The 22,851-nt window shown below is 66.8% G+C and carries 19 protein-coding genes and 1 pseudogene; 10 read left to right on the plus strand and 10 right to left on the minus strand.

Annotated elements, in window-relative coordinates; all coding sequences use genetic code 11:
- The first annotated feature begins 1 nt into the window (after position 1).
- Both corA and CXQ96_RS14080 read left to right on the plus strand, forming a co-directional pair.
- On the plus strand, positions 2-1,018 hold the full coding sequence (gene corA, locus CXQ96_RS14075) for a magnesium/cobalt transporter CorA (RefSeq protein WP_104118646.1): 1,017 nt from the start codon (positions 2-4) through the stop codon (positions 1,016-1,018).
- A gap of 99 nt (positions 1,019-1,117) precedes the next feature.
- Positions 1,118-1,720, plus strand: coding sequence for a DUF6318 family protein (locus CXQ96_RS14080; RefSeq protein ID WP_104118647.1), 603 nt, complete (start codon positions 1,118-1,120; stop codon positions 1,718-1,720).
- Positions 1,721-1,814: 94 nt separating this feature from the next.
- Here CXQ96_RS14080 and CXQ96_RS14085 read toward each other — a convergent pair whose 3' ends face one another.
- Complete coding sequence (locus CXQ96_RS14085; protein ID WP_104118648.1) at positions 1,815-3,167, minus strand: MFS transporter; 1,353 nt, start codon at positions 3,165-3,167, stop codon at positions 1,815-1,817.
- Positions 3,168-3,319: 152 nt separating this feature from the next.
- Between CXQ96_RS14085 and purH the strand changes: the two genes are divergently transcribed.
- Complete coding sequence (purH, locus tag CXQ96_RS14090) at positions 3,320-4,924, plus strand: bifunctional phosphoribosylaminoimidazolecarboxamide formyltransferase/IMP cyclohydrolase (protein WP_181036479.1); 1,605 nt, start codon at positions 3,320-3,322, stop codon at positions 4,922-4,924.
- Positions 4,925-5,085: 161 nt separating this feature from the next.
- The gene (locus CXQ96_RS14095; protein WP_104118650.1) at positions 5,086-7,308 is read left to right on the plus strand and encodes an NADP-dependent isocitrate dehydrogenase; all 2,223 of its coding nucleotides are present in this window, start codon (positions 5,086-5,088) and stop codon (positions 7,306-7,308) included.
- Positions 7,309-7,548: 240 nt separating this feature from the next.
- Here CXQ96_RS14095 and CXQ96_RS14100 read toward each other — a convergent pair whose 3' ends face one another.
- The 7 genes from CXQ96_RS14100 to CXQ96_RS14130 all read right to left on the minus strand — a co-directional run bounded on the left by CXQ96_RS14100 (position 7,549) and on the right by CXQ96_RS14130 (position 16,412).
- On the minus strand, positions 7,549-8,625 hold the full coding sequence (locus tag CXQ96_RS14100; RefSeq protein ID WP_104118651.1) for a Gfo/Idh/MocA family protein: 1,077 nt from the start codon (positions 8,623-8,625) through the stop codon (positions 7,549-7,551).
- Positions 8,626-8,839: 214 nt separating this feature from the next.
- Complete coding sequence (locus tag CXQ96_RS14105) at positions 8,840-9,934, minus strand: sugar-binding protein (RefSeq protein ID WP_104118652.1); 1,095 nt, start codon at positions 9,932-9,934, stop codon at positions 8,840-8,842.
- Between the two features lie 79 nt (positions 9,935-10,013).
- Positions 10,014-11,315, minus strand: a complete 1,302-nt coding sequence (gene mmsB, locus CXQ96_RS14110) for a multiple monosaccharide ABC transporter permease (protein WP_104118653.1) — start codon at positions 11,313-11,315, stop codon at positions 10,014-10,016.
- A 25-nt stretch (positions 11,316-11,340) separates the two neighbouring features.
- Positions 11,341-12,879, minus strand: coding sequence for a multiple monosaccharide ABC transporter ATP-binding protein (mmsA, locus tag CXQ96_RS14115; protein ID WP_104118654.1), 1,539 nt, complete (start codon positions 12,877-12,879; stop codon positions 11,341-11,343).
- Between the two features lie 100 nt (positions 12,880-12,979).
- The gene (locus CXQ96_RS14120; RefSeq protein WP_258059132.1) at positions 12,980-14,227 is read right to left on the minus strand and encodes an ROK family transcriptional regulator; all 1,248 of its coding nucleotides are present in this window, start codon (positions 14,225-14,227) and stop codon (positions 12,980-12,982) included.
- Between the two features lie 112 nt (positions 14,228-14,339).
- Positions 14,340-15,200, minus strand: coding sequence for a formyltetrahydrofolate deformylase (gene purU / locus CXQ96_RS14125; RefSeq protein WP_104118656.1), 861 nt, complete (start codon positions 15,198-15,200; stop codon positions 14,340-14,342).
- Entirely contained in the window at positions 15,201-16,412 is a 1,212-nt protein-coding gene (locus tag CXQ96_RS14130) for an FAD-dependent oxidoreductase (protein WP_104118657.1), read from the minus strand.
- 395 nt (positions 16,413-16,807) lie between these two features.
- Here CXQ96_RS14130 and glyA point away from each other — a divergent pair, with 395 nt between their 5' ends.
- The 6 genes from glyA to CXQ96_RS14155 are packed head-to-tail and all read left to right on the plus strand — an operon-like array spanning position 16,808 to position 21,852.
- Positions 16,808-18,115 (plus strand): serine hydroxymethyltransferase, encoded by a 1,308-nt coding sequence (gene glyA, locus CXQ96_RS14135; RefSeq protein WP_104118658.1) that lies wholly within the window; start codon positions 16,808-16,810, stop codon positions 18,113-18,115.
- Entirely contained in the window at positions 18,109-18,282 is a 174-nt protein-coding gene (locus CXQ96_RS18480) for a hypothetical protein (protein ID WP_181036480.1), read from the plus strand. Before glyA ends, CXQ96_RS18480 begins: the two co-directional genes overlap by 7 nt.
- The gene (locus tag CXQ96_RS14140) at positions 18,257-19,150 is read left to right on the plus strand and encodes a bifunctional methylenetetrahydrofolate dehydrogenase/methenyltetrahydrofolate cyclohydrolase (RefSeq protein WP_104118659.1); all 894 of its coding nucleotides are present in this window, start codon (positions 18,257-18,259) and stop codon (positions 19,148-19,150) included. The genes CXQ96_RS18480 and CXQ96_RS14140 overlap by 26 nt, the downstream gene beginning before the upstream one ends.
- Before the next feature lie 59 nt (positions 19,151-19,209).
- A complete protein-coding gene (locus tag CXQ96_RS14145; protein ID WP_181036481.1) occupies positions 19,210-20,151 on the plus strand; it encodes an ABC transporter ATP-binding protein in 942 nt (313 codons plus the stop codon).
- Complete coding sequence (locus CXQ96_RS14150) at positions 20,144-21,022, plus strand: ABC transporter permease (protein ID WP_258059133.1); 879 nt, start codon at positions 20,144-20,146, stop codon at positions 21,020-21,022. The genes CXQ96_RS14145 and CXQ96_RS14150 overlap by 8 nt, the downstream gene beginning before the upstream one ends.
- Positions 21,019-21,852: an ABC transporter permease gene (locus tag CXQ96_RS14155; RefSeq protein ID WP_104118661.1), complete on the plus strand. Its 834-nt coding sequence runs from the start codon at positions 21,019-21,021 to the stop codon at positions 21,850-21,852. Before CXQ96_RS14150 ends, CXQ96_RS14155 begins: the two co-directional genes overlap by 4 nt.
- 55 nt (positions 21,853-21,907) lie before the next feature.
- On the opposite strand, the gene CXQ96_RS14160 is transcribed toward CXQ96_RS14155, so the two are convergent.
- Positions 21,908-22,591: a class F sortase gene (locus tag CXQ96_RS14160; RefSeq protein WP_104118662.1), complete on the minus strand. Its 684-nt coding sequence runs from the start codon at positions 22,589-22,591 to the stop codon at positions 21,908-21,910.
- Positions 22,592-22,605: 14 nt separating this feature from the next.
- A pseudogene (locus tag CXQ96_RS14165) lies at positions 22,606-22,851 on the minus strand (hypothetical protein); the annotation flags it as partial.

A 22,851-nucleotide genomic window follows, 5' to 3' on the forward strand; every position in this document is an offset into this window, starting at 1 on the left:
CGTGTCCCTCGTCGCCAATGCGGTCTACGTCGGGGGGACGAAGCGCATCAATCCCGAGACACTCGACCAGACGTTCGAGATCATGCGGCAGAGCGGTGGAATGGGCTGGATCGGCCTCTACCGTCCTGAGCGGGCCGAGATTCACGCGGTCGAGGCCGAGTTCGGGCTGCATCCCCTCGCCGTGGAGGACGCAACGAACGGGCACCAGCGCGCAAAGCTCGAGCGTTACGGCGACACTCTTTTCGTGGTGCTGCGGCCCGCCCGCTACCTCGACGCCGAGGAGAAGGTGGAGTTCGGTGAACTCCACATCTTCATCGGAAAGGACTTCGTCGTGACCATCCGGCACGCGGAGTCTCCCGACCTCGGCATCGTGCGGCGCCGGCTCGAGGCGGACCCGGCGTTGCTCTGCACCGGACCCCAGGCCGTCCTGTACGCCTTGCTCGACCAGGTCGTCGACGAGTACGAGCCGGTGGTGCAGGGGCTTGAGAACGACATCGACGAGATCGAGGACGAGCTGTTCAGCGGTGCCCCGGACGTGTCGCGCAGGATCTATGAGTTGCACCGCGAGGTCATCGAGTTCCAGCGTGCTACCCAGCCCCTCCAGATCATGATGGACGCGTTGCTGCGCGGATCCGAGAAATACGAGATGGATGCGGAACTCAGTCGCAACCTGCGCGACGTCCAGGACCACGTGATCCGCGTCGTCGAACGCGTCAACACGTTCCGCGCGCTGCTGCAGAACGCGCTGACCGTCCACTCGACGCTCGTGGCCCAACGGCAGAACGAGGAGATGACCCGACTGACGGAGACCTCCCTGACGCAGGGGGAGGAAGTGAAGCGCATCTCCTCCTGGGCCGCCATCCTCTTCGCGCCGACATTGATCGCCTCGATCTACGGGATGAACTTCGATGTCATGCCGGAGCTGCACTGGAGCTTCGGCTACCCCTTCGCGCTCGTCCTCATGGTCGCCATGGGCACAGGCCTCTACTGGGCCTTCAAGCGCAACGACTGGCTGTAGCGCAGGGCGACGCCTCCCGGCTCGGAAGTTGCCTGGGGCACCGGTAAGGTAGGGGAGGCCCTTGGGCCTTCCCGTTTCTCGAACTTCGTTGGGACCACCATGAACATCTCGCGCACCGCGGCCACCGCCGCCCTCACGCTCCTTGCACTCACAGCCTGTGCAGGCACCCCGGAAGCAACGCCGGCAACCTCCGCCGACACGAAGCCCTCGCCGGCCAGCTCGTCGGCGCCGGCCGTGAACATCCAGGAACCGGCCACCAACGACCTCGTGGGCGAGGCGACGCCGGAGGGAGCGCGTGCGTTCCTCTACTACTACTTCGAGCTGAAGGCCTACGTGCTGCAGACCGGTGACAGCGCGGCCCTGCTCCAGCACACGGACGGCGCCGCTGCGGAGCAGGCCGAGGCCGAACGCCTCCAGGCGTTGTACGACGACGGCGGCTGGGTGCTGGGCGGTCAGCCGAAGGTGGAGAACGTCTACCTCGTCACGCCGGAGGGAGAAGTCTCCGAAGGCGCCGATGTCACGGCCGTGGTTCCCGTCAACCCCGACGCCTACACGGAATTCGCCGAGGACGGCTCCATCAGCGAACAGCGTCCGTTCTCCCCGGCGGGCACCATCTACACGGCGACCATCCGATACTCCGACGGCGCCTGGAAGATCGCTTCCCTCGAGGAGACCCCGGACGCCGAACTGCCCGAGGCATAGTCCGCGTCACACCCGAATCACACTGAACCTGAATCACACTGAAGGGGGTGCTGCGGCCGTTGCCGCGGCACCCCCTTCGTCGTCGTCCGTCGGGTCAGTGGAGTTCGGTGCTCCGTGTCTCGGGAGCGTTGAACGCCATGAACAGGACGGCGAGGAGTACGAGTCCCCCCGTCAGCGCGAAGGTGAGCGGCAGGCCGAGGTAGGGCCACAGCAGGGTCCCGAAGATCAGTGGCACCAGGCCCGCCCCGATGCGCGAGATCGTCGAGGCCCAGCCGAACCCACTTCCCCGCAGCTCGGTCGGGTACAGCTCCGAGACGTAGGTGTAGAGGACGGGGATCGCCACCTGCACCACGAAACCGAAAGCCAGCAACCAGGCGGTCGCGACCGCCGGCAGGTCCAGTGTGAGCGCGAAGGCGACGAGGAGCGCGGCCGAACCGGGCCCGGTGATGGCCAGCAGCCACTTCCGGCCGACGCGTTCGACGAGCAGGGCCGCCGCGATGACGCCGAGGAAACCGACGCCCGTCATGAAGGTCGTCGTGATGAAGGCGACCGACTGGGCGTACCCGGAGGCGATCAGGATGCGCGGCATCCAGGTCAGCGCGCCGTAGTAGACCAGGAGGATCGTGAGGAACAGGCTCCACGCCGTGAGCGTGATGCGCCAGTTGTAGCGCCAGAGCCCCGTGAGCTGTCCCGAGATGCTCCCGAGGGACAGCCGGGGGGTTTCCTCGGGATCCGGGAGGCGCCACTCCCGCTGCTCACCACCGGTCCGCCTGACGAGGTCGTCGATGACTGCTCGCGCTTCCTCGCGCCGCCCGCGCTGGACGAGGTAGAGCGGCGACTCCGGGACTCCGCGGCGCACCCAGAACACGAGGAGCGCGGGCAGCACCATGACGATCATCGCGTAGCGCCAGTCGCCGAACTGGGCGACGACCGCCGTCGTCACGACACCGCAGAGGAACGCGCCGACGGGCCACCACGCGTCCATTGCGGTGAGGACCCGGCCCCGCTGACGCCGGGGGGTGAACTCGCCGACCAGCGCGTAGTCCACGGGGATGCACCCGCCGAGCCCGAAGCCGGCGAGGAAACGGAAGACGCAGAACCAGACGATGTCGGGGGAGAACGCTCCGAGCACGGTGAAGACCGAGAAGACGAGCAGGGTGAGGGTGAACGCCTTCTTGCGACCGATGATGTCCGCGACGGATCCCCAGGCGAAGGCGCCGACAGCCATGCCGATCAGGTTCGACGTCGCGATCCAGGCCGCCTGGCCGGGGGAGAGGCCCCAGTCGCCGATCAGCAGCGGAATAAGGTAGGCGTTGAGGGTGACGTCCCAGGCGTCGAACATGAAGCCGAGACCGCCGATGAGGAAGATCTTCCCCTGGACTCTCCAGCGCCAGGGGAGGTCCTGAACCACCTGGTCGCCGGTGGGAAGCTGCGTATTGATGCTCATGGTGCCTTCGTCGAGGGGCCGAGTACTGCGAGAACTGTACCGCCAGAGGGCCTCGTGGGCTGCCCCGGCTGATGCGTCGTCCCGCGGGCAGGCACCCGCCGCCCTATAGACTTGTGCGCGACCCCAGCGACGTTCTACTGACGGAGATCTGCGTGAGCCTGACCCACCTCGACCGTGTCCCTATCCGCCGAGCACTCATCTCGGTGTTCGACAAGACCGGTCTGGAGGAGTTGGCGCAGGGCCTGCACCGCGCGGGTGTCTCGATCGTCTCCACCGGCTCCACCGCGCAGCGCATCGCTGCAGCCGGCGTCCCGGTCACCGAGGTCTCCGAGGTGACCGGTTTCCAGGAAACCCTCGACGGTCGCGTGAAGACCCTGCACCCGAAGGTGCATGCCGGCATCCTGGCCGATCGCCGACGCCAGGAGCACGTCGACCAGCTCGCCGAGCTCGACATCGAAGCGTTCGACCTCGTCGTCGTGAACCTGTACCCCTTCGTCGAGACGGTGCGCTCGGGCGCGGAGCCCGACGCCGTCGTCGAGCAGATCGACATCGGGGGGCCGGCAATGGTGCGGTCCGCGGCGAAGAACCACCCCTCCGTGGCCATCGTCGTCGACCCCGCCCGCTACGCTGACGTCGTCACGGCTGCCGCCGAGGGCGGGTTCGACCTCAGGGCACGACGTCGCCTGGCCGCGCTCGCCTTCGCGCACACCGCCGCGTATGACACCGCCGTCGCCTCCTGGACGGCGGAGCAGTTCGACACGGACGACGACGCGTTCAGCTGGCCGGGCTATGCCGGCCTCGCGCTGGAACGCTCCGAGGTATTGCGCTACGGCGAGAACCCGCACCAGCAGGCCGCGCTCTACGTCGAGAAGGGCGCCACGCCCGGCATCGCCCAAGCGGACCAGCTGCACGGCAAGGCCATGAGCTACAACAACTTCGTCGACGCCGATGCGGCCCTTCGCGCAGCCTTCGACTTCGACGAGCCCGCCGTCGCGATCATCAAGCATGCGAACCCGTGCGGTGTGGCTATCGGCTCGGCGGACGCGGAGGACCCGATCGCCGAAGCGCACGCCAAGGCCCACGCCTGCGATCCCGTGTCCGCGTTCGGCGGCGTGATCGCCGCGAACCGCGAGGTCACCGAAGGAATGGCCCGGACCGTGAAGGAGATCTTCACGGAAGTCGTCATCGCTCCATCGTTCTCCGCCGAAGCCGTGGAGATCCTGTCCCAGAAGAAGAACATCCGGCTGCTGACCCTGCCCGAGGGTTACGGACGCAATCCGGTGGAGTTCCGCCAGGTGTCCGGGGGCGTGCTGCTGCAGGTCGCGGACACGCTGGACGCCGACGGCGACGATCCCGCCACCTGGACCCTCGCAGCGGGCGAAGCCGCTGACGCCGCGACGCTTGCCGACCTCAGCTTCGCCTGGACGGCGTGCCGGGCGGCCAAATCCAACGCCATCCTGCTGGCTCGCGACGGCGCGTCCGTCGGTGTCGGTATGGGCCAGGTCAACCGGGTCGACTCCTGCCGGCTTGCCGTGGAGCGCGCCAACAGCCTTGGCGACTCGGAGCGGGCGCGCGGATCCGTTGCTGCCTCCGATGCCTTCTTCCCCTTCGCGGACGGACTGCAGATCCTGATCGACGCCGGCGTCCGCGCCGTCGTCCAGCCTGGAGGTTCCGTGCGTGACCAGGAAGTCATCGACGCAGCGAACGCCGCAGGGGTGGCGCTGTACTTCACCGGCGCGCGCCACTTCTTCCACTGATTCTCCGCGGGAGCGCCGACCGGCGCTCCCGCCCCGCCCGTCAACGCCGTCGTTCCGCAGGTGCCGCTGTTAGGCAGAGGACTGAGGACCTCGGTAAGTTAGAGCCGATGGGCAACCCCCACCCGACCGCACAACGCAGAGCACCAGGGAGACGCCAACCCATGGCCAAGATCATTTACACCCACACCGACGAAGCGCCGATGCTGGCTACCTACTCGTTCCTGCCGATCATCGAGGCTTTCGCATCGACGGCGGGTGTCGAGGTGGAGACCAGGGACATCTCGCTCTCCGGGCGCATCATCTCGCTGTTCGACGACTACCTGACCGAGGACCAGCGGATGGCTGACGCGCTGGCCGAGCTCGGTGCTCTGGCGAAGACGCCGGAGGCCAACATCATCAAGCTGCCGAACATCAGCGCCTCGATCCCGCAGCTCAAGGCAGCCATCGCCGAGCTCCAGGAGCAGGGCTATGCGCTCCCGGACTACCCCGACCACCCGTCCACGGACGAGGAGAAGGACGTCCGCGCGCGGTACGACAAGGTCAAGGGCAGTGCAGTGAACCCCGTCCTCCGCGAGGGCAACTCCGATCGGCGCGCGCCTGCGTCCGTCAAGAACTACGCACGCCAGAACCCGCACAGCATGGGAGCCTGGACGCCTGAGTCGAAGACGAACGTCGCGCACATGACCGCCGACGACTTCCGCTCGAACGAGCAGTCCGTCGTCATTCCGGCCGATGGCACGATCAGCATCCAGCACGTCGGACCGGACGGATCCGTCACCGTCCTCAAGGACCCGTTCCCCGTGCTCGAGGGCGAGGTCGTCGACGGGACCGTCATGCGGGCGGCTGCGCTCAACGAGTTCCTCAAGGCGCAGGTAGCCCGGGCGAAGGACGAGGGAGTGCTCTTCTCCGCGCACCTGAAGGCCACGATGATGAAGGTCTCGGATCCCATTATTTTCGGTCACGTCGTCCGCTCCTTCCTGCCCGAGCTGTTCGAGACCTACGGCGAGCAGTTGTCCGCTGCGGGCCTCAGCCCCAACAACGGCCTGGCCTCGATCCTCGGCGGCCTCGACAAGCTGCCCGAGGATGTCCGCGAAGGAGTCCGGCAGGTCATCACAAAGGTCATGGAGGACGGCCCTGAGATCGCGATGGTGGATTCGGACAAGGGCATCACCAACCTGCACGTGCCCAGCGATGTCATCGTCGACGCCTCGATGCCCGCGATGATCCGCTCGTCCGGCCACATGTGGGGCCCGGACGGCAAGGAAGCCGACACCCTCGCCGTCATTCCCGACAGCAGCTACGCCGGCATCTACCAGGTCGTGATCGACGATTGCCGTGCCAACGGCGCCTTCGATCCGACCACCATGGGTACGGTGCCCAACGTAGGCCTGATGGCGCAGGCGGCCGAGGAATACGGCAGCCACGACAAGACCTTCGAGATCCAGTCGGAGGGCAAGGTCCAGATCCTCGACGCCGACGGCGCCGTGCTCACCGAGCACGACGTCGCTCCCGGCGACATCTGGCGCGCCTGCCAGACCAAGGACGCCGCGATCCGGGATTGGGTGAAGCTCGCCGTCACGCGTGCCCGTGCCTCGGCGACGCCGGCCGTCTTCTGGCTGGATGAGGGACGCGCACACGACGCCAACCTGATCTCCAAGGTCAGGGAGTACCTGGGCGAGCACGACACCGACGATGTCACGCTCGAGATCATGACGCCGGTCGACGCGACGGCCTTCACCCTCAAGCGCATCCGGGAAGGAGCCGACACCATCTCGGTGACCGGTAACGTCCTGCGTGACTACCTGACCGACCTCTTCCCGATCCTCGAACTCGGTACGAGTGCCAAGATGCTCTCGGTGGTGCCGCTGATGAACGGCGGTGGCCTCTTCGAGACCGGGGCCGGCGGGTCGGCGCCCAAGCACGTGCAGCAGCTTGTGAAGGAGAACCACCTGCGCTGGGACAGCCTGGGCGAGTTCCTCGCCCTCGCCGTGAGTTTCGAACACCTCGCGACGTCGACCGGCAACGCCCGGGCGCAGGTCCTCGCGGACACACTGGATCGCGCAACCGGCACGTTCCTGCTGGAGAACAAGTCGCCCAGCCGTCGGGTCGGCGAGATCGACAACCGCGGCAGCCACTACTTCCTCGCCCGCTACTGGGCTGAAGAGCTTGCCAAGCAGGAGCAGGACGCCGAACTGGCGGAGAGCTTCTCGCGGGTGGCGGAAGCCCTCACCGGAAACGAGGACACGATCGTGGCGGAACTGCTCGCCGTTCAGGGTTCACCTGTCGACATCGGCGGGTACTACCACCCCGACGTCACCAAGGTCAGCCAAGTGATGCGCCCGTCGTCGAAGCTGTCCGAGGTGCTCGCGATCCTCGCGAAGTAGCAACCACCCACCACGTCAGCCGGTGTCCGCAGTGAGCGGTACATCGGCTGACGTGTTTAAGGTTTCCGTGTACAACGGCGGGATCGCCGGTTCGTGCTTGGCGCGGCCGGACTGCTGATCGCGCGTCGGTCGAAGGTCACTGCCTGAGGACGACTGGGCCGCATAAAAAGGACGGGTGCCCTCCAATAGACCACCCGTCCTTCGACTGCCTGAATCGGGCCGAAGCACGTGGAGGAACGCTCAGGCGTCGTTCGTGTACCGCAGTCCGATCTGGGCCCTCACGCCGTCGAGCAGCCGCATCGTCCTCACGGTGTCGCCGACAGGCATGGTCGGGCTCTCGGTCAAGCCCTCCCGGATACAGCGCGTGACCTCGCGGAGTTCGTACGTGTACCCGCCGCCAACCTGCTCGAACTGCTCCACCCGGGCATCGTCCTGGCCGGTCTTGATGGTCAGCTCCCTCGGATTGTGCAGTGGGCCACCTCCGGTCTTCATCCACCCGTTCGATCCACAGACAGTGGCCTGACCGGGGCAGGATGCCACGAACGACGACGACAGCTGCGCATACGCGCCGCTCGCATAACTGAGAGTCACGGCGTTCTGCAGGTCGACGCCATCGCTGTTGAGTGTTCCGACGGCCGACACCGAGTCGGGGAATCCGAGGGAGCCGAGGGCCCATGTCAGCGGGTACACCGTGAGGTCCATCAGAGCCCCTCCACCGGCCTTCGGGTCCCAGAGCCGGCTCGTGGGGTCGTCAGGCGCGGTGAAGCCCAGGTCGCCCTGGACCCATCGGATGTCACCGAGCTCACCGGAGTAGACGATGTCCCAGGCCCTGTTGATGCTGGGCAGGAACCTCGTCCAGACCGCCTCCATGAGGAACAACCCGCGATCGGCTGCGATGGCAGCGAGTTCCTCGGCCTCTGCAGCGTTGATCGTGAAGGGTTTCTCGCACAGGACGTGCTTGCCGCTCGTGAGCGCGGCCTTCGCCACCTCGTGGTGCTGTCCGTGCGGCGTCGTGATGTACACGACGTCGACCTCGGGATCATCGACCAGCCGCTGGTAGCCCGCCACGTCGCCGTCGTTCCCGTAGCTGGTGGCGAAACCGAAGCGCTGGGCGAATTCAGCAGCACTGTCTGCACTGCGCGAGCTCACCGCGTGCAGCACGGCGTCTTCGAGCAGGGCGATGTCCTGGGTGACCTTTGCGGCGATGCCGCCGGTTGCGACGACGCCCCATTTCAGGGGGCGGCCCGTGGCGACGACGGGGCTGGGAGCTCCTGCTTCAGCGCAGGGGGGAACGGCTATGCGGTTCTGAGGGTTCATCGTCCTATCCTTGCCGCTGGTCGGGTCCACGTCCATCCTGCCGGTCCGCAGGACACATGAGCGACGTGAGTACCCGGGGCACGGTGACCAGCACGCCGGCTCGGTGCGGACCGTCACGGAGGTTTCGGGGGATGACCGTCGCCCTTAACACACAGAAGCGCCCCGGCTGGAGCCGGGGCGCTTCGTGTACTGCTGCCGATGAATCCGGGTGGAACTACTTGGTGAGTGCCGACAGCGTGGGATCGTTCGCGTACGCTTCGGCCGCGTTGTCCTTGGTCACGATCTGTGGCTCGAGGAGGTAGGCGGGAACGGTCTTAACGCCGTTGTCGTAGGAATCGGGATCGTTGATCTCGGGCTCCTCGCCGGCCTGCAGGTTGCCGACCATCTCGATGACGTGCTCAACGAGTGCGCGCGTGTCCTTGTTGATGGTGGAGTACTGCTTGCCTTCCATGATGAGCTTCACGGATTCGACCTCGGAATCCTGACCGGTGACGACGGGCAGGGGCTTGCCCGCACCCTCCACCGACGTCAGGATCGCACGGGCGAGCGTGTCGTTGGGGGAGAGGACGCCGTGCAGCTCGGTGGATCCGTAGCTGCCGGACAGCAGGGTGTCCATGCGGCGCTGGGCGTTCTCGGCCTTCCAGCCCTGGGTGACAGCCTGCTCGAAGGTCTCCTGGCCGGAGGTGACAATCAGGTTGCCGTTGTCGATCTCGGGCTGCAGGACACTCATGGCTCCGTCGAAGAACACCTTCGCGTTGGCGTCGTCCGGCGAGCCGGCGAACAGCTCGATGTTGTACGGGCCCTCGGGCTTGGCAGCCTTCATGCCATCCAGCAGCGCCTGACCCTGCAGCTCGCCGACCTGGAAGTTGTCGTAGGCCACGTAGTAGTCGACGTTCTCGGTGTTGGTCAGGAGGCGGTCGTAGGCGATGACCGGGATGCCGGCCTCCTTGGCCTGGGCCAGCTGGGTGCCGAGCTGCGCGCTGTCGATCGCGCCGATGACGAGGACCTTCACGCCGTTCGTGATCATGGAGCTGACCTGGTTCTGCTGCTCCGAGACGCCGCCGTTGGCGAACTGGACGTTCGGCTCGTAGCCGGCCTCGGTCAGGCCGTCGTTGAAGAGTGTCTCAGCGAGGACCCAGTTCTCCGATGTCTTCTGCGGGAGAGCGACACCGATGGCAGATCCTGCTTCGAAACCGGAGGCTGCGGCGTCGCCGCCCTCTGCGGGGGCCGCTTCTTCGCGACCGCATCCTGTCAGCGCCAGTGCTGAAATCGCAGCGATCGCCGCGACGGACTTTGCGAATTTACGCATTGTGCATTCTCTTTCTTTCGCTCTTGCTTTGGTGGACGGGGTGGAGCGGTGGTGACTGACGGTCGAAGGGTTCCGACTGTCAGACGTCGTGGGAGATGACTTCCTTCGTTCCGACGGCTTGCTCGGTGGGAGCGGGTTGCGGCGCGGAGGATTCGGCTTTCCTGCTGCCGCCCCCTCCACCGAAGTTCCTGGTGAGCAGGCCGATGATCGACGGCTTGCCCTGGCTCTTGTTGTAGACGTCGAAGGCAACGGCGACGAGAAGCACGAGGCCCTTGATGATCTGCGTGTCGTCGGCACCCGCACCGAGCAGCTGGAGTCCATTGTTGAGGACCGCCATGACGAGTCCGCCGATGATCGAGCCGACCACCGTGCCGACGCCGCCGGTGACAGCTGCTCCGCCGATGAAGACCGCAGCGATGGCATCGAGCTCCCATCCGGTTCCGTCGAACGGACCGGATGCCGTGGAACGGCCGACGAAGATCATGCCGGCGAGGGCCGCGAGGATGGACATGTTCATCATGACCAGGAAGTTCACGCGCTTGCTCTGCACGCCGGACAGTTCGGCTGCGTGGCGATTGCCGCCCACCGCGTAGACGTGGCGGCCGAGGATCGTCTTGTTCGAGATGAACGCGTAGATGATTACGAGGAGCCCGAGGATGATGCCGGGGACCGGGAAGGACGTGCCGGGGCGGCCTGTCGCGAACATGTACGTCGCATAGAGGATGACAGCGGAGAGGAGCGCCACCTTGGCCACGGGTACCCACGTGGGAGGCAGCTCGGTGCCGATCTTCTGGGCCTTCCGGCGACCGCGCACCTCGTTGTAGATCACGAAGGCGACCAGCGCGAAACCGATCAGGAGGGTCAGGTTGTTGTAACCGGTGTTCGGTCCGATCTCCGGCAGGTATCCGGCTCCGAGGTACTGGAACCCCTCGGGGACCGGCACCGTGTTCGAATCGCCGACGGCCTGGTTGGCGCCACGGAAGAGCAACATGCCGGCGAGCGTGACGATGAAGGCGGGTATGCCGACATAGGCGACCCAGAAGCCCTGCCAGATTCCGATGATCGCCCCCAGGGCCAGGCCGAGCAGCACGCCGAGGTACCAGGGGATCCCCCAGTCCCGCATGGCGATGGCGACGACGATGCCGACGAATGCTGCGATCGAGCCGACCGAGAGGTCGATGTGACCGGCGATGATCACGAGGACCATGCCGATGGCCAGGATCAGGATGTACGAGTTGCCGTTGAAGAGGTTCATCAGGTTCCCGGACGTCAGCGTCTTGCCGCCCGTGCGCCACTGGAAGAACACGACAAGCGCGACCAGGGCGAAGATCATCCCGAACTGGCGGGTGTTCCCGCCGAAGATTTGTTTGAGGGAATTCATGGTGTCTTTCCTAGGGGAGCTACGGTCAGGCAGATTTCCTGCTGGCGGTCATGAGTTTCATCAGGGATTCCTGGTTCGCTTCCTCGCGTGTCAGTTCTCCCGTAATCGCGCCTTCGAAGATCGTGTAGATCCGGTCCGAGAGGCCGAGCAGTTCGGGCAGCTCCGAGGAGATGACGATGACGCCCTTCCCCTGGTCCGCCAGCTTTTGGATGATGCCGTAGATCTCGTACTTCGCTCCGACGTCGATGCCGCGCGTGGGCTCGTCGAGGATGAGCAGGTCGGGGTCGGTGAACATCCACTTCGCGAGGACGACCTTCTGCTGGTTGCCTCCCGAGAGTTTCGCCACCCCTTCGTTGACGCTCGGCGTCTTGGTGCGCAGGGACTTCCTGTACTCCTCCGCGACGCGGAACTCCTCGTCCTTGTCGACGACGAGCCCGTGCGTGATCCTCCTGAGGTCGGCCGACACCGTGGTGGTCTTGATGTCGTCGAGCAGGTTCAGCCCGAGGGACTTACGGTCCTCGGTGACGTACGCGAGCCCTGCGTTGATCGCCTGCGGCACGGAGCGGAGCGTGACCTCCTTGCCGTTGATGAAGATCTGGCCGGACTTGAAGTTGCCGTAGGACCGGCCGAACACGGAGCGCGCGAGCTCGGTGCGTCCGGCACCCATCAGCCCTGCAAATCCGACGATCTCGCCGCGCCGGACATGGAAGCTCTCGTTCTTGCACACCAGTCGGTCGGACACGGTGGGGTGACCGACCGTCCAGTTGCGCACCTCGAAGAACGTCTCACCGATCGTCGGCGTGTGGTCCGGGAACCTGGACTCGAGCGAGCGGCCCACCATTCCGCGGATGATGCGATCCTCGTCGACCCCGTCCTCCTTGACGTGCAGTGTCTCGATCGACTTGCCGTCGCGGATGATGGTGATCGAGTCGGCGATCTGCTCGATCTCGTTGAGCTTGTGCGAGATCATGATGCAGGAGATGCCCTTGGAGCGCAGGCCAGACATCAGGTCCAGCAGGTGCTGCGAATCCGATTCGTTGAGGGCGGCGGTGGGCTCGTCGAGGATGAGCAGCTTCACCGACTTGTTCAGGGCCTTCGCGATCTCGACGAGCTGCTGCTTGCCGACACCGATGTCCTTGACCCTCGTGGTCGGGTCCTCGCTCAGGCCGACCCTGGCCATCAGCTCGAGGGTCGTACGGTTGACGAAGTCCCAGTCGATGACACCGAAACGGGTGGGCTCGTTGCCGAGGAAGATGTTCTCGGCGATCGAGAGCTCGGGGATGAGTGCGAGCTCCTGATGGATGATGACGATTCCTGCGGCTTCGCTGGAGCGGATGTCCTTGAACTGGACTTCCTCGCCCTGGAAGAAGATTTGACCGGAGTAGTCGCCGTACGGGTAGAGCCCGGAGAGCACCTTCATGAGGGTGGACTTGCCGGCTCCGTTCTCACCGCAAATCGCGTGGATCTCGCCGGCCCGGACCTCGATCGACACGTCGGAGAGGGCCTTGACTCCCGGAAACTCCTTGGTGATGGAGCGCATCTCAAGGATGGTGTGGTTGTTCATGGAGCCTCCCGCGTGACGGCGTTGTCTTGGTGCAGGCTCAACCTCGGCCCGAAAGAATTGAACACGTTAGAGTGCCTTGTCGTCAACTGTTGAACGCAAACTACGTCGAAAACAGAGAAAACGTTGAGGTGGCACCCGGTAGGGCCGGGGACAGGCCGGGCTGGGCGAGGACGACGGCAGCGCCCCCCAGTGCCTCGGCCCGGTCACCGAGCGAGGACATGCAGACGCTTGTCGTCTCACCGATGATCGGCACCGCGTGACGGGCCAGACCACGCCGGATGGGCCCGAGCAGGATCTCGCCCAGGCTCGTCAGGGGTCCGCCGATCACGATCGTCTCCGGATTGATGAGGTTGGCCATGTGGGCCAGTGCCCGGCCGATGGCCACGCCGGCGTCGTCGAGCACGCGCAGTGCGGCTGTGTCTCCCGTCAGGGCCCAGTCGATGATGCGTCGGGTGTCCACCGTCTCGTTACTGCCCCGGCTCAGAAGCTCGATCATCGTGGACGTCGACGCGACGGTCTCCAGGCACCCACGGTTGCCGCACCGGCAGACCAGGCCCTGTTCATTGATGGTCGTATGGCCCAGTTCTCCCGTGACGCCCACGTTCCCGTAGTAGAGCGACCCATTGAGGACGAGGCCGGCACCGATCCCGGAGCCGACCTTCATGAACATGAGGTTGTCGACGCCGCTGTGCGGGCCCCACGTCACCTGCGCAAGGGCGCCGAGGTTGGCGTCGTTGTCGATGAACACGGGCACCTGCAACTGCTCGCCGAAGGTGTCGTGGATGTTGATCCCGACCCATTCCGGCAGGATGGCGCCCTGCACCACCGTCCCCGTGCGGCGATCGATGGGCCCCGGAATCCCGATACCCGCCCCGAGCAGGGCGCTGCGGTTGATCCCGCCGTTCTCCAGTAGCGCATCCAGGAGATCGGACGCGGCCCTGAGTCCCTCGACCGCACTGTGCCCGAGGGGCAGGGCGACGGCTGCTTCCTGGAGGACGCGGTAATTGGGGCTCGCAAGCACGACCCGGAGATGCCGGCGCCCGATGTCGATACCCGCTGCGACCTGGCCGTTGTCGTTGAGGATCACGGACAGGGCCCGGCGTCCGGAACTGGTAGTCGGTGCGGTACTGACGATGCCCGAGCCCGCCATCACCTTGACGATGTTGGACACGGTGGCAGTCGAGAGCCCTGTCTGCCGGGAGAGTTCCGCCTGCGTCTGCGGTCCGCCGCTCATCAGGGCAGCGATCACGCGCTGCTGGTTCTGCTCTCGCAGTGCGGATTGGGAGCCCGGCTTCGGAAGCACGGCGCTCGAGTTCGTCCTCGCCATCGAGGGGGAGTCTGCGGGCATGATCACTAGGGTGCCCCAGGCACCCGTTGTAGTCAAGAAGTTAACGCTTGACGTAGTGCTTCGTCATGCGGGAACAGGCACGTCCGCACGGCGGTCAGATAGACCGCGGGGGTCAGTTGAAGACGATGGTCCTGCGGCCGTCCAGCAGGACGCGGCGCTCCGCGTGCCACTGGACAGCCTGAACGAGGGCGCGCCCCTCGAGTTCGCGCCCGATCGAGGTCAATTGTTCCGCCGTCCGGGCGTGGTCGACGCGGATGACTTCCTGCTCGATGATGGGCCCCTCGTCGAGCGCCCCCGTGACGTAGTGCGCGGTGGCGCCGATGAGCTTGACCCCGCGCGCGTGGGCCTGGTGGTACGGCCGGGCGCCCTTGAAGGATGGCAGGAATGAGTGATGGATGTTGATGGCGCGGCCCAGCAGGTCCTCGCAGAGCTTGTCGCTGAGGATCTGCATGTACCGGGCCAGTACCACCAATTCGATGTCGTGCTGATCCATCAGGGCGCGCAGTGCGTCCTCGGCGTCCTCCTTGGTCTCGGGAGTCACCGGGATGTGGTGGAACTCGACGCCGTAGAAGGCCGCCAGGTCCTCGAGGTCGCGGTGGTTGGAGACGATGACGGGGATGTCGATGGGCAGCGTACCCGAGCGGTGCTGGAAGAGGAGGTCGTTGAGGCAGTGAGCCGCCTTGGACACCATGATCAGGGTTCGCGTGCGTCGAGTGGCCTCCGCGAGCGACCAGTCCATGCCGAACTCCGCCGCGACGGGCTCGAGCGCCGCGCGGAGGTCCTGTTCAGTGGCGTCGGTGGCGATCGCAACCCGCATGAAGAAGGTGCCGGTCTCCGGACTGCCGTACTGCTGGGACTCGGTGATGTTGGCGCCGACGTCCACCAGTGCTCCGGAGACACCGTGGACGATTCCGGGCCTGTCGGGGCAGGACAGCGTCAGCGAGTAGGAGCGGAATGCGTCGGGGTAGGTCACCTAAGCCAGATTACCGGCCGCTCCGGTGTGTGACGCGATATCTCGCAGCCGGCCGACGGCGGCGATCGCCGCGGCCCGGCCCGCCCTCGACGCACCGAGCGTGGACGCGGAAGCTCCGTAGCCGACGAGCAGCAGGCGGGGCTCCCTTACGACGTGGACGCCGTCCATCAGGACGCCGCCGCCCGGCTCGCGGAGGCGCAGGGGCGCGAGATGATCCAGTGCAGCTCTGAATCCCGTGGCCCACAGCACGGCGTCGATCTGCTCCTCAGCGCCGTCGGCGAAGACGGCAGACCTCTCCCGGAGCTCCGCCAGTGGGCCCCGCGAGACCAGGATGCCGGCATCGATCCCTGCCTGGTACTGCGGAGTGAGGGACAGCCCGGTGACCGAGACGACACTGGCCGGCGGGAGCCCGGCGCTCGTCCGGGCATTCACCTCGGCCTCGACCTCCCGCCCCCACTCGGGGTCGAATGGTTTCCGCGTGAAGCTCGGAGGGCGGCGCGTGGACCAGACAGGGTGCGCGCCGGCGTCATGGAGCTGGAGCACGAACTGCACCGCGGACGTCCCGCCGCCCACGACGAGCACGCGCTGGCCCTCGAACTCGGCTCCGGACCGGTAATCGTGGGTGTGCAGCTGGCGTCCCTCGAAGATGTCGCGACCGCGGTAGTAGGGCCAGTAGGGGCGGTCCCACGTGCCGGTAGCACTGATGACGACGTCCGCGGTCCAGCTGCCCCCCGTGGTCGTGACGCTCAGCGGACCGAGGGCTCCGCTCGGACTGCCCGGACTGCCCGGATGATCGTCGTCGCGGCTGCCCGCCGGAGCGCCGTCATCGGGTCCTACGGCGGACTCCTCCGGCTCGACCCGGATCACCGACACGGGCCGGACCACCGGCAGATCGAACTGCCGCTCGTACGAGCCGTAGTACCGGCTGACGACGTCGGACGCGGGTTCCTTGGGATCCGGCGTCCCGAGGGGCAGGCCGGGGAGGTCGTGCAGTGCGTGGGCCGCGTCGAAGGTCAGGGCAGGCCAGCGGTGCAACCACGCACCGCCGGGAGCGGGGTTGGCGTCCAGGACAACGAAGTCGCGCTGGGGCTCGAGACCGCGGCGCTTCAGGTGGTAGGCGCTGCTCAGGCCCGCCTGGCCGCCGCCGATCACGACGACGCCCACCCGGTGTACCTGTTCGCCCCCGGACTGCTCCGTTCCCGACCTGCGCATTTGTCCGACCTTCCCGGACCGGCCCCGCCACTCGGGCTACCGCTCCACGCGTACAGAACGGCCGGGTCCCTCCCCGTATTCCGTGGGTGCTGGTGCCCTCTGGCGCACAGGTGCGCCGGACGTGCGCGGCGGGCCCCTGGTGAGGGTGGACCCCGGTGGCGGCCCGGGCGGCGGTACGGCTAGCATGGGACCGTCGCGACTGGCGTAGGGTGGGCAACCACCAGGAAGCGGCATGGAGTCGGGATCGTCCTCCGGGTGAGCCTTGCTTCCAGTGCAGACCACGGATCGCACGCCTGGGCCGCGGGTCACGTTTCACGAGCGGCCGCGCACGGACACTGATCCGGGCGCCCGCGACTCACGCTGACCTCTTGCGAGACCCAGAGAAGGATCGACCGATGACCACTTCCCCCACGGCTCCGTTCCACGCTGCCGCTGATTCCGTCACCAACGCACCCCTGTCCGAGGTGGACCCGGAGATCGCGGCCGTCCTGCGGAACGAGCTCGCCCGACAGCGCGACACCCTCGAGATGATCGCCTCCGAGAACTTCGCGCCGCGTGCCGTCCTCGAGGCCCAGGGCAGTGTGCTCACGAACAAGTACGCGGAGGGCTACCCCGGTCGCCGCTACTACGGCGGATGCGAGCATGTGGACGTCGCCGAGAACCTCGCGATCGACCGCGTCAAGGCCCTGTTCGGCGCCGAGTTCGCGAACGTCCAGCCCCACTCCGGCGCCCAGGCCAACGCGGCGGCGCTCTCCGCCATGATCAAGCCCGGGGACAAGATCATGGGTCTGTCACTCGCACACGGCGGGCACCTGACCCACGGCATGAAGCTCAACTTCTCCGGCAAGCTTTACGAGGTCGCGGCCTACGGTGTCGAGGAGGACACCCACCGGCTCGACATGGAGCGTGTCCGGGCGCAGGCCCTCGCGGAGAAGCCGCAGGTGATCATCGCCGGCTGGTCCGCCTACCCCCGCCAGCTGGACTTCGCGGCATTCCGCTCCATCGCCGACGAGGTCGGGGCGCTGTTGTGGACCGACATGGCACACTTCGCCGGCCTCGTCGCCGCAGGTGTGCATCCCAGCCCGGTCCCTCACTCCGACGTCGTCACCTCCACGGTGCACAAGACACTCGCAGGACCCCGCTCCGGCGTGATCCTCGCGAAGCAGGAGTGGGCGAAGAAGATCAACTCGAACGTCTTCCCGGGCCAGCAGGGTGGCCCGCTCATGCACGTCATCGCGGGCAAGGCGACAGCGTTCAAGATCGCGGGTTCCGCCGAGTTCAAGGAACGCCAGGAGCGCGTCCTCGAGGGCGCCCGTATCATCGCCGAGCGCCTCACCGCGTCCGACGTCGCCGAGCACGGCGTCTCCGTCCTCACCGGCGGCACCGACGTACACCTGGTCCTGGTGGACCTGCGGAACTCGTCGCTCGACGGCCAGCAGGCCGAGGACGTGCTGCATTCGGTGGGCATCACGGTCAACCGCAACGCGGTTCCCTTCGACCCCCGCCCGCCGATGGTCACCTCCGGTCTCCGGATCGGCACGCCCGCACTCGCGACGCGAGGCTTCGGTGCCGCCGAGTTCACCGAGGTCGGGGAGATCATCGCCGCTGCACTCAAGCCGTCGCCCGACGTCGAGGCCCTTCGCGCCCGCGTCTCCGCGCTCGCCGCGAACTTCCCGCTCTACCCGGGCCAGGAGGAGTGGTAGGTCGGTTCCCGCCCGGCGCCCTCGACTCGGAGGCAGCAGCGTCACCGGACTACGACATCCCCACCGAGGAGTGCTGCTTCACCGGCTGCTGCGATCGCGGCAAGGCATTCCTGCTCGAGCAACTGGAGAAGGACGATTCGCATGAGTACAACAGCCCGCATCCTTGACGGGAAGGCAACCGCTGCCCGGATCAAGACCGAACTCGCCGAACGTGTCACGGCGCTGCGTGGACTCGGTGTGACACCGGGCCTCGGAACGGTCCTCGTCGGGGACGATCCCGGAAGCCGCTCCTATGTCGCGGGCAAGCACCGTGACTGCGCGGAGGTCGGCATCACCTCGGTGCGGCGGGACCTTCCGGACACCATCACGCAGGAAGAGCTCGAGGCCGTCCTCGACGAGCTCAACAACGACGACGCCACGACCGGCTACATCGTGCAGCTTCCCCTGCCGGCGCACATCGACACGAACGCGATCCTCGAGCGGATCGATCCGGCGAAGGACGCCGATGGCTTGCATCCGACCAACCTGGGCAAGCTCGTCCTCAACGTCAACGCGCCGATGGAATCACCGCTGCCCTGCACGCCGCACGGCATCGTGGAGCTCCTGCTCCGGCACGACCTGACACTCATAGGCCTCGACGTGCTCGTGGTCGGGCGCGGGGTCACGGTGGGGCGCCCGCTGGGCCTGCTGCTGACCCGGAAGCAGATCAACGCGACGGTCACGCTGGCACACACCGGAACCGTCGACCTCGCCGAGCACCTCAAGCGCGCCGATGTCGTCGTCGCGGCCGCCGGGATCCCGCACATGATCACCGCGGACCAGCTCAAGCCGGGCGCGATCGTCCTCGACGTCGGCGTGAGCCGCGTCGAGGACCCGGAAACGGGGAAGGCGAGGCTCACGGGCGACGTCGATCCGGCTGCGGCATCCGTGGCCAGCTGGCTCTCACCCAACCCGGGGGGAGTCGGGCCGATGACGCGCGCCATGCTCCTGACCAACGTCGTCGAGGCTGCGGAGCGCACAGCAGCGCGCGCCTGATCCCCCTCGGGAGCTCCCATTGGCTTCTCCCGATGGGAGTTCCCGCCTAGGCTGGGCTGGTGCCTCCACTTCCCGCCGGTCCGCCGGTCATCTCCGCCCAGCAGCTCAGCAAGCACTACGGCGACTTCAAGGCCGTCGACGGAATCTCCTTCGAGGTACCGGCGGGGGAGTCCTTCGGCCTGCTCGGCCCCAACGGAGCCGGCAAGTCCACGACGATGCGCATGATCGGGGGCGTCTCCCAGCGCACGTCGGGCGGACTTACGATCATGGGCCTCGATCCGGAGGACCACGGTCCCGAGGTGCGGGCGCACCTCGGCGTCGTGCCGCAGCAGGACAACCTCGACGAGGAGCTCCGCGTGCGCGACAACCTCCTCGTGTACGGGCGGTACTTCGGCTTACCGATGAGCTACCTGAAGCCGAAGGCGGACGAGCTGCTCGAGTTCGCCCAGCTCACGGACAAGGCTTCGGCGAAGGTCGATTCCCTGTCCGGGGGCATGAAGCGGCGCCTGACCATCGCGCGCTCGCTCATCAACGAGCCGAAGATCCTCCTGCTGGACGAACCGACGACCGGCCTCGATCCCCAGGCACGCCACATCCTGTGGGACCGCTTGTTCCGCCTGAAGGAGTCCGGCGTCACGCTGATCCTCACGACGCACTACATGGACGAGGCCGAGCAGCTCTGCGACCGGCTCGTCGTGGTCGACAAGGGCCGGATCATGGCCGAGGGCTCGCCGGCGCAGCTCATTCGGGAGCACTCCACGCGCGAGGTCCTCGAACTGCGCTTCGGATCCGAACGCAACACGACGGTCGCGGCGGACCTGCAGGGGATCGGGGAGCGGCTCGAGCCGTTGCCGGACCGCGTCCTCATCTATGCACACGACGGCGAGGCGGCGCTGGAACAGGTCACGTCCCGCGGCCTGAAACCGCTCACCTCCCTCGTTCGGCGGTCCTCCCTCGAGGACGTCTTCCTCCGCCTGACCGGGAGGAGTCTCGTTGACTGAGCACGGAGCCGCCCCGTCCGCAGAGGAGTTGGCCGTAGACCGGCCCTACCGCCTGCACGCGCACAAGCCGGAGGTGTCGGCGAGCCGAGCCCGGAAGTTCGGCTCCTGGTACTACGCCGAGCACGTCCTGCGATCCATGAACAGCTACCGCTGGACCTTGCTTGCCTCCAGTGTCGGAACACCGGTGATGTATCTCTTCGCGATGGGGGTCGGGCTGGCCACGCTCGTCGACCGGAACTCCGCCGGTGCGTTCGGCGGAGTCAGCTACCTCGCCTTCATCGCCCCTGCCCTGCTCGCCTCGGCGACGATCATGATCGCAGCGAACGAGTTCACCTACCCGGTGATGGACGGCTTCAAGTGGAGGAGGGTGTACTACGGCCCGCATGCCTCACCGCTGGGCACCGATCAGATCGTCAACGGCCACGTCATCGCGGTCACGGCCCGGCTGACGGCCACCACGATCATCTACTTCGCCATCGTCGCCGCGTTCGGTGCGTCGCCGTCGCCCGCCGGCGTCGCCGCCATCCCCGTGGCCGTGCTCAGCGGCCTCGCCTTCGGCCTGCCGCTGATGGCCTATTCGGCGAGCGTCGAGGAGGACAAGGGACAGTTCGCGCTCGTCATGCGTTTCATCGTGACGCCGCTGTTCCTCTTCTCCGGCACCTTCTTCCCGCTCGACACCCTTCCGGTGTTCCTGCGCTGGATCGGCTGGATCTCCCCGCTGTGGCACGGCACCGAGCTGGGCCGGGCATTGACCTACGGGTACGATCTGCCGGCCTGGCTCGTCGTCGTCCACGTCGTGTACCTCGCGGTCCTCGCCGTCGTCGGCCTGCGCCTCGCACGCTCCGTCTATGCCCGGAGGCTCGGCAAATGACCACCCCGTTGACCACTCAGGACTATGCGCTCGAAGCATCCAGGCGGCCGCTGGCGGCGCTGTACTCGCGTAACGCGCGGGCCGTCATCGCCCGCGGGCTACTCGCGACGCGCAGCAGCAACTGGCTGATCATGGTGTCCGGCTTCTTCGAGCCCGTGCTGTACCTCGTGTCCATGGGGGTCGGACTCGGGGCCCTCGTCGGCGCGGTGGAGGGGCCCAACGGGCAGGAGATCAGCTACGCCGCTTACATAGCCCCCGCGCTGCTCGCGGTCTCCGCCATGAACGGAGCCGTGTACGACAGCACCTGGAACGTGTTCTTCAAGATGAACTTCGCCAAGCTGTACCAGGGCATGCTCTACACCTCGCTCGGACCCCTCGATGTCGCCATCGGCGAGATCTTCCTCGCGCTCCTGCGTGGCGCCATGTATGCCACCGGTTTCACGGCGGTCATGGCCGTCATGGGCCTCATCACGACGCCGGTCGCACTGCTCATGATCCCGGCCTCGGTCGTGATCGCGTTCGGGTTCGCGTCCTTCGGCATGGGGATCACCAGTTTCATGAAGACCTTCCAGCAGATGGAATGGGTCAACTTCGTGATGCTGCCGATGTTCCTCTTCTCGGCGACCTTCTATCCCCTCAGCGTCTACCCGCAGGGGATCCAGTGGTTCATCCAGGCCCTGCCGCTATGGCACGGCGTAGAGCTGCTGCGACAGATCAGCGTCGCAGCGTTCACGCCGGCGACGGTGGTGCACCTGAGCTATTTCCTCGTGATGATCGCCGTCGGCATGCTGCTCACCACCCTGCGACTGCGGAAGCTTTTCCTCCGGTAGCCACCGAATCGCCAGGGCACCGACCACGCGGATGTGGTCACTCGTCGGACGGACGCTAGATCACCAGCGTTGCGTACACGACGTAGTTGTCGTCGAAATCGCCCGTGTCCGGGTTGTATCCGTCGCAGGTGATGAGACGGAGTTCCGATCCGGGAGTGTTCCCGTACACCGTGAGGGTGGGGAACTCGTCCTTCTGGTAGGCCTCGCCACGCTGGAACTCGAAGACCGCGGTCGTGCCGTCCTCGCGCGTGACGTTCATCCGGTCCCCGGCCTTGAGGGCGCGGAGATCGGCGAAGACACCCTTGCCGCCGTCCGTCGCGTTGACATGGCCGAGCATGACGGCGGGACCGCGCTCACCGGGCGTCGGTGACTGGTCGTACCAGCTGGCGGGTGCTCCGGGTCCGTCCGGCGGAACCTCGAGGCTACGATTCTCCCGCAGTCCGAGGGTCAGCAGGTCGGTGCGCACGCCGATGGTGGGGATCTCGAGTGAGACCGGCGCGGAGGCTGGCAGCACGGCCGGCTGTTCTGGCGAGGCAGGCGCAGGAGCCGCAGCGGCCGGCGACGAGGGTGCCGCTGACGGCGCAACCGGTGCGGGTGCCTCGGTGGTCGCGGAGATGCTGGGCGCGGGTTCGGTCGGTGTCGTGGCAGTGTCCGACGATCCGCAGCCGGCAAGCAGGAAAAGGGCGGCCACCGCCGGGGCCGTGAAGCCCCAGCGGTGGCCGTTTTCTTTACTGATCATGGTGGGGATCAGTATTACGCGTTGTGCTCTGCGCGGCGGCGAACGGCGTAGGTTCCGCCGGCTGCTGCGGCGAGGACCAGTCCGCCACCGAGGGCGATCATGCCGGCGGTGTTGGAGGACGACTCGGAGGGAACACCGGTGTCAGCGCCACCGTTGGGCATTGCGCCCATCTGCTGCTCGGTTAGGACACCGCACAGGGCGGGCGAGGTTGCGCCGAGGGGCAGGGAGGGCTCGAGGTCGCTCGGCGCGCTGAAGGCTTC

This window comes from Arthrobacter sp. B1805 (assembly GCF_002929745.1).
Taxonomy (GTDB): Bacteria; Actinomycetota; Actinomycetes; order Actinomycetales; family Micrococcaceae; genus Arthrobacter_D.

Coding starts and splice junctions, on each gene's coding strand:
- CXQ96_RS14155 (WP_104118661.1), top strand. CDS start 21,019: ATGACCACCCCGTTGACCACTCAGGACTATGCGCTCGAAGCATCCAGG.
- CXQ96_RS14130 (WP_104118657.1), bottom strand. CDS start 16,412: ATGCGCAGGTCGGGAACGGAGCAGTCCGGGGGCGAACAGGTACACCGG.
- CXQ96_RS14080 (WP_104118647.1), top strand. CDS start 1,118: ATGAACATCTCGCGCACCGCGGCCACCGCCGCCCTCACGCTCCTTGCA.
- CXQ96_RS14085 (WP_104118648.1), bottom strand. CDS start 3,167: ATGAGCATCAATACGCAGCTTCCCACCGGCGACCAGGTGGTTCAGGAC.
- mmsA (WP_104118654.1), bottom strand. CDS start 12,879: ATGAACAACCACACCATCCTTGAGATGCGCTCCATCACCAAGGAGTTT.
- CXQ96_RS14140 (WP_104118659.1), top strand. CDS start 18,257: ATGAGTACAACAGCCCGCATCCTTGACGGGAAGGCAACCGCTGCCCGG.
- mmsB (WP_104118653.1), bottom strand. CDS start 11,315: ATGAATTCCCTCAAACAAATCTTCGGCGGGAACACCCGCCAGTTCGGG.
- CXQ96_RS14100 (WP_104118651.1), bottom strand. CDS start 8,625: ATGAACCCTCAGAACCGCATAGCCGTTCCCCCCTGCGCTGAAGCAGGA.
- CXQ96_RS14120 (WP_258059132.1), bottom strand. CDS start 14,227: ATGCCCGCAGACTCCCCCTCGATGGCGAGGACGAACTCGAGCGCCGTG.
- glyA (WP_104118658.1), top strand. CDS start 16,808: ATGACCACTTCCCCCACGGCTCCGTTCCACGCTGCCGCTGATTCCGTC.
- CXQ96_RS14160 (WP_104118662.1), bottom strand. CDS start 22,591: ATGATCAGTAAAGAAAACGGCCACCGCTGGGGCTTCACGGCCCCGGCG.
- CXQ96_RS14105 (WP_104118652.1), bottom strand. CDS start 9,934: ATGCGTAAATTCGCAAAGTCCGTCGCGGCGATCGCTGCGATTTCAGCA.
- CXQ96_RS14095 (WP_104118650.1), top strand. CDS start 5,086: ATGGCCAAGATCATTTACACCCACACCGACGAAGCGCCGATGCTGGCT.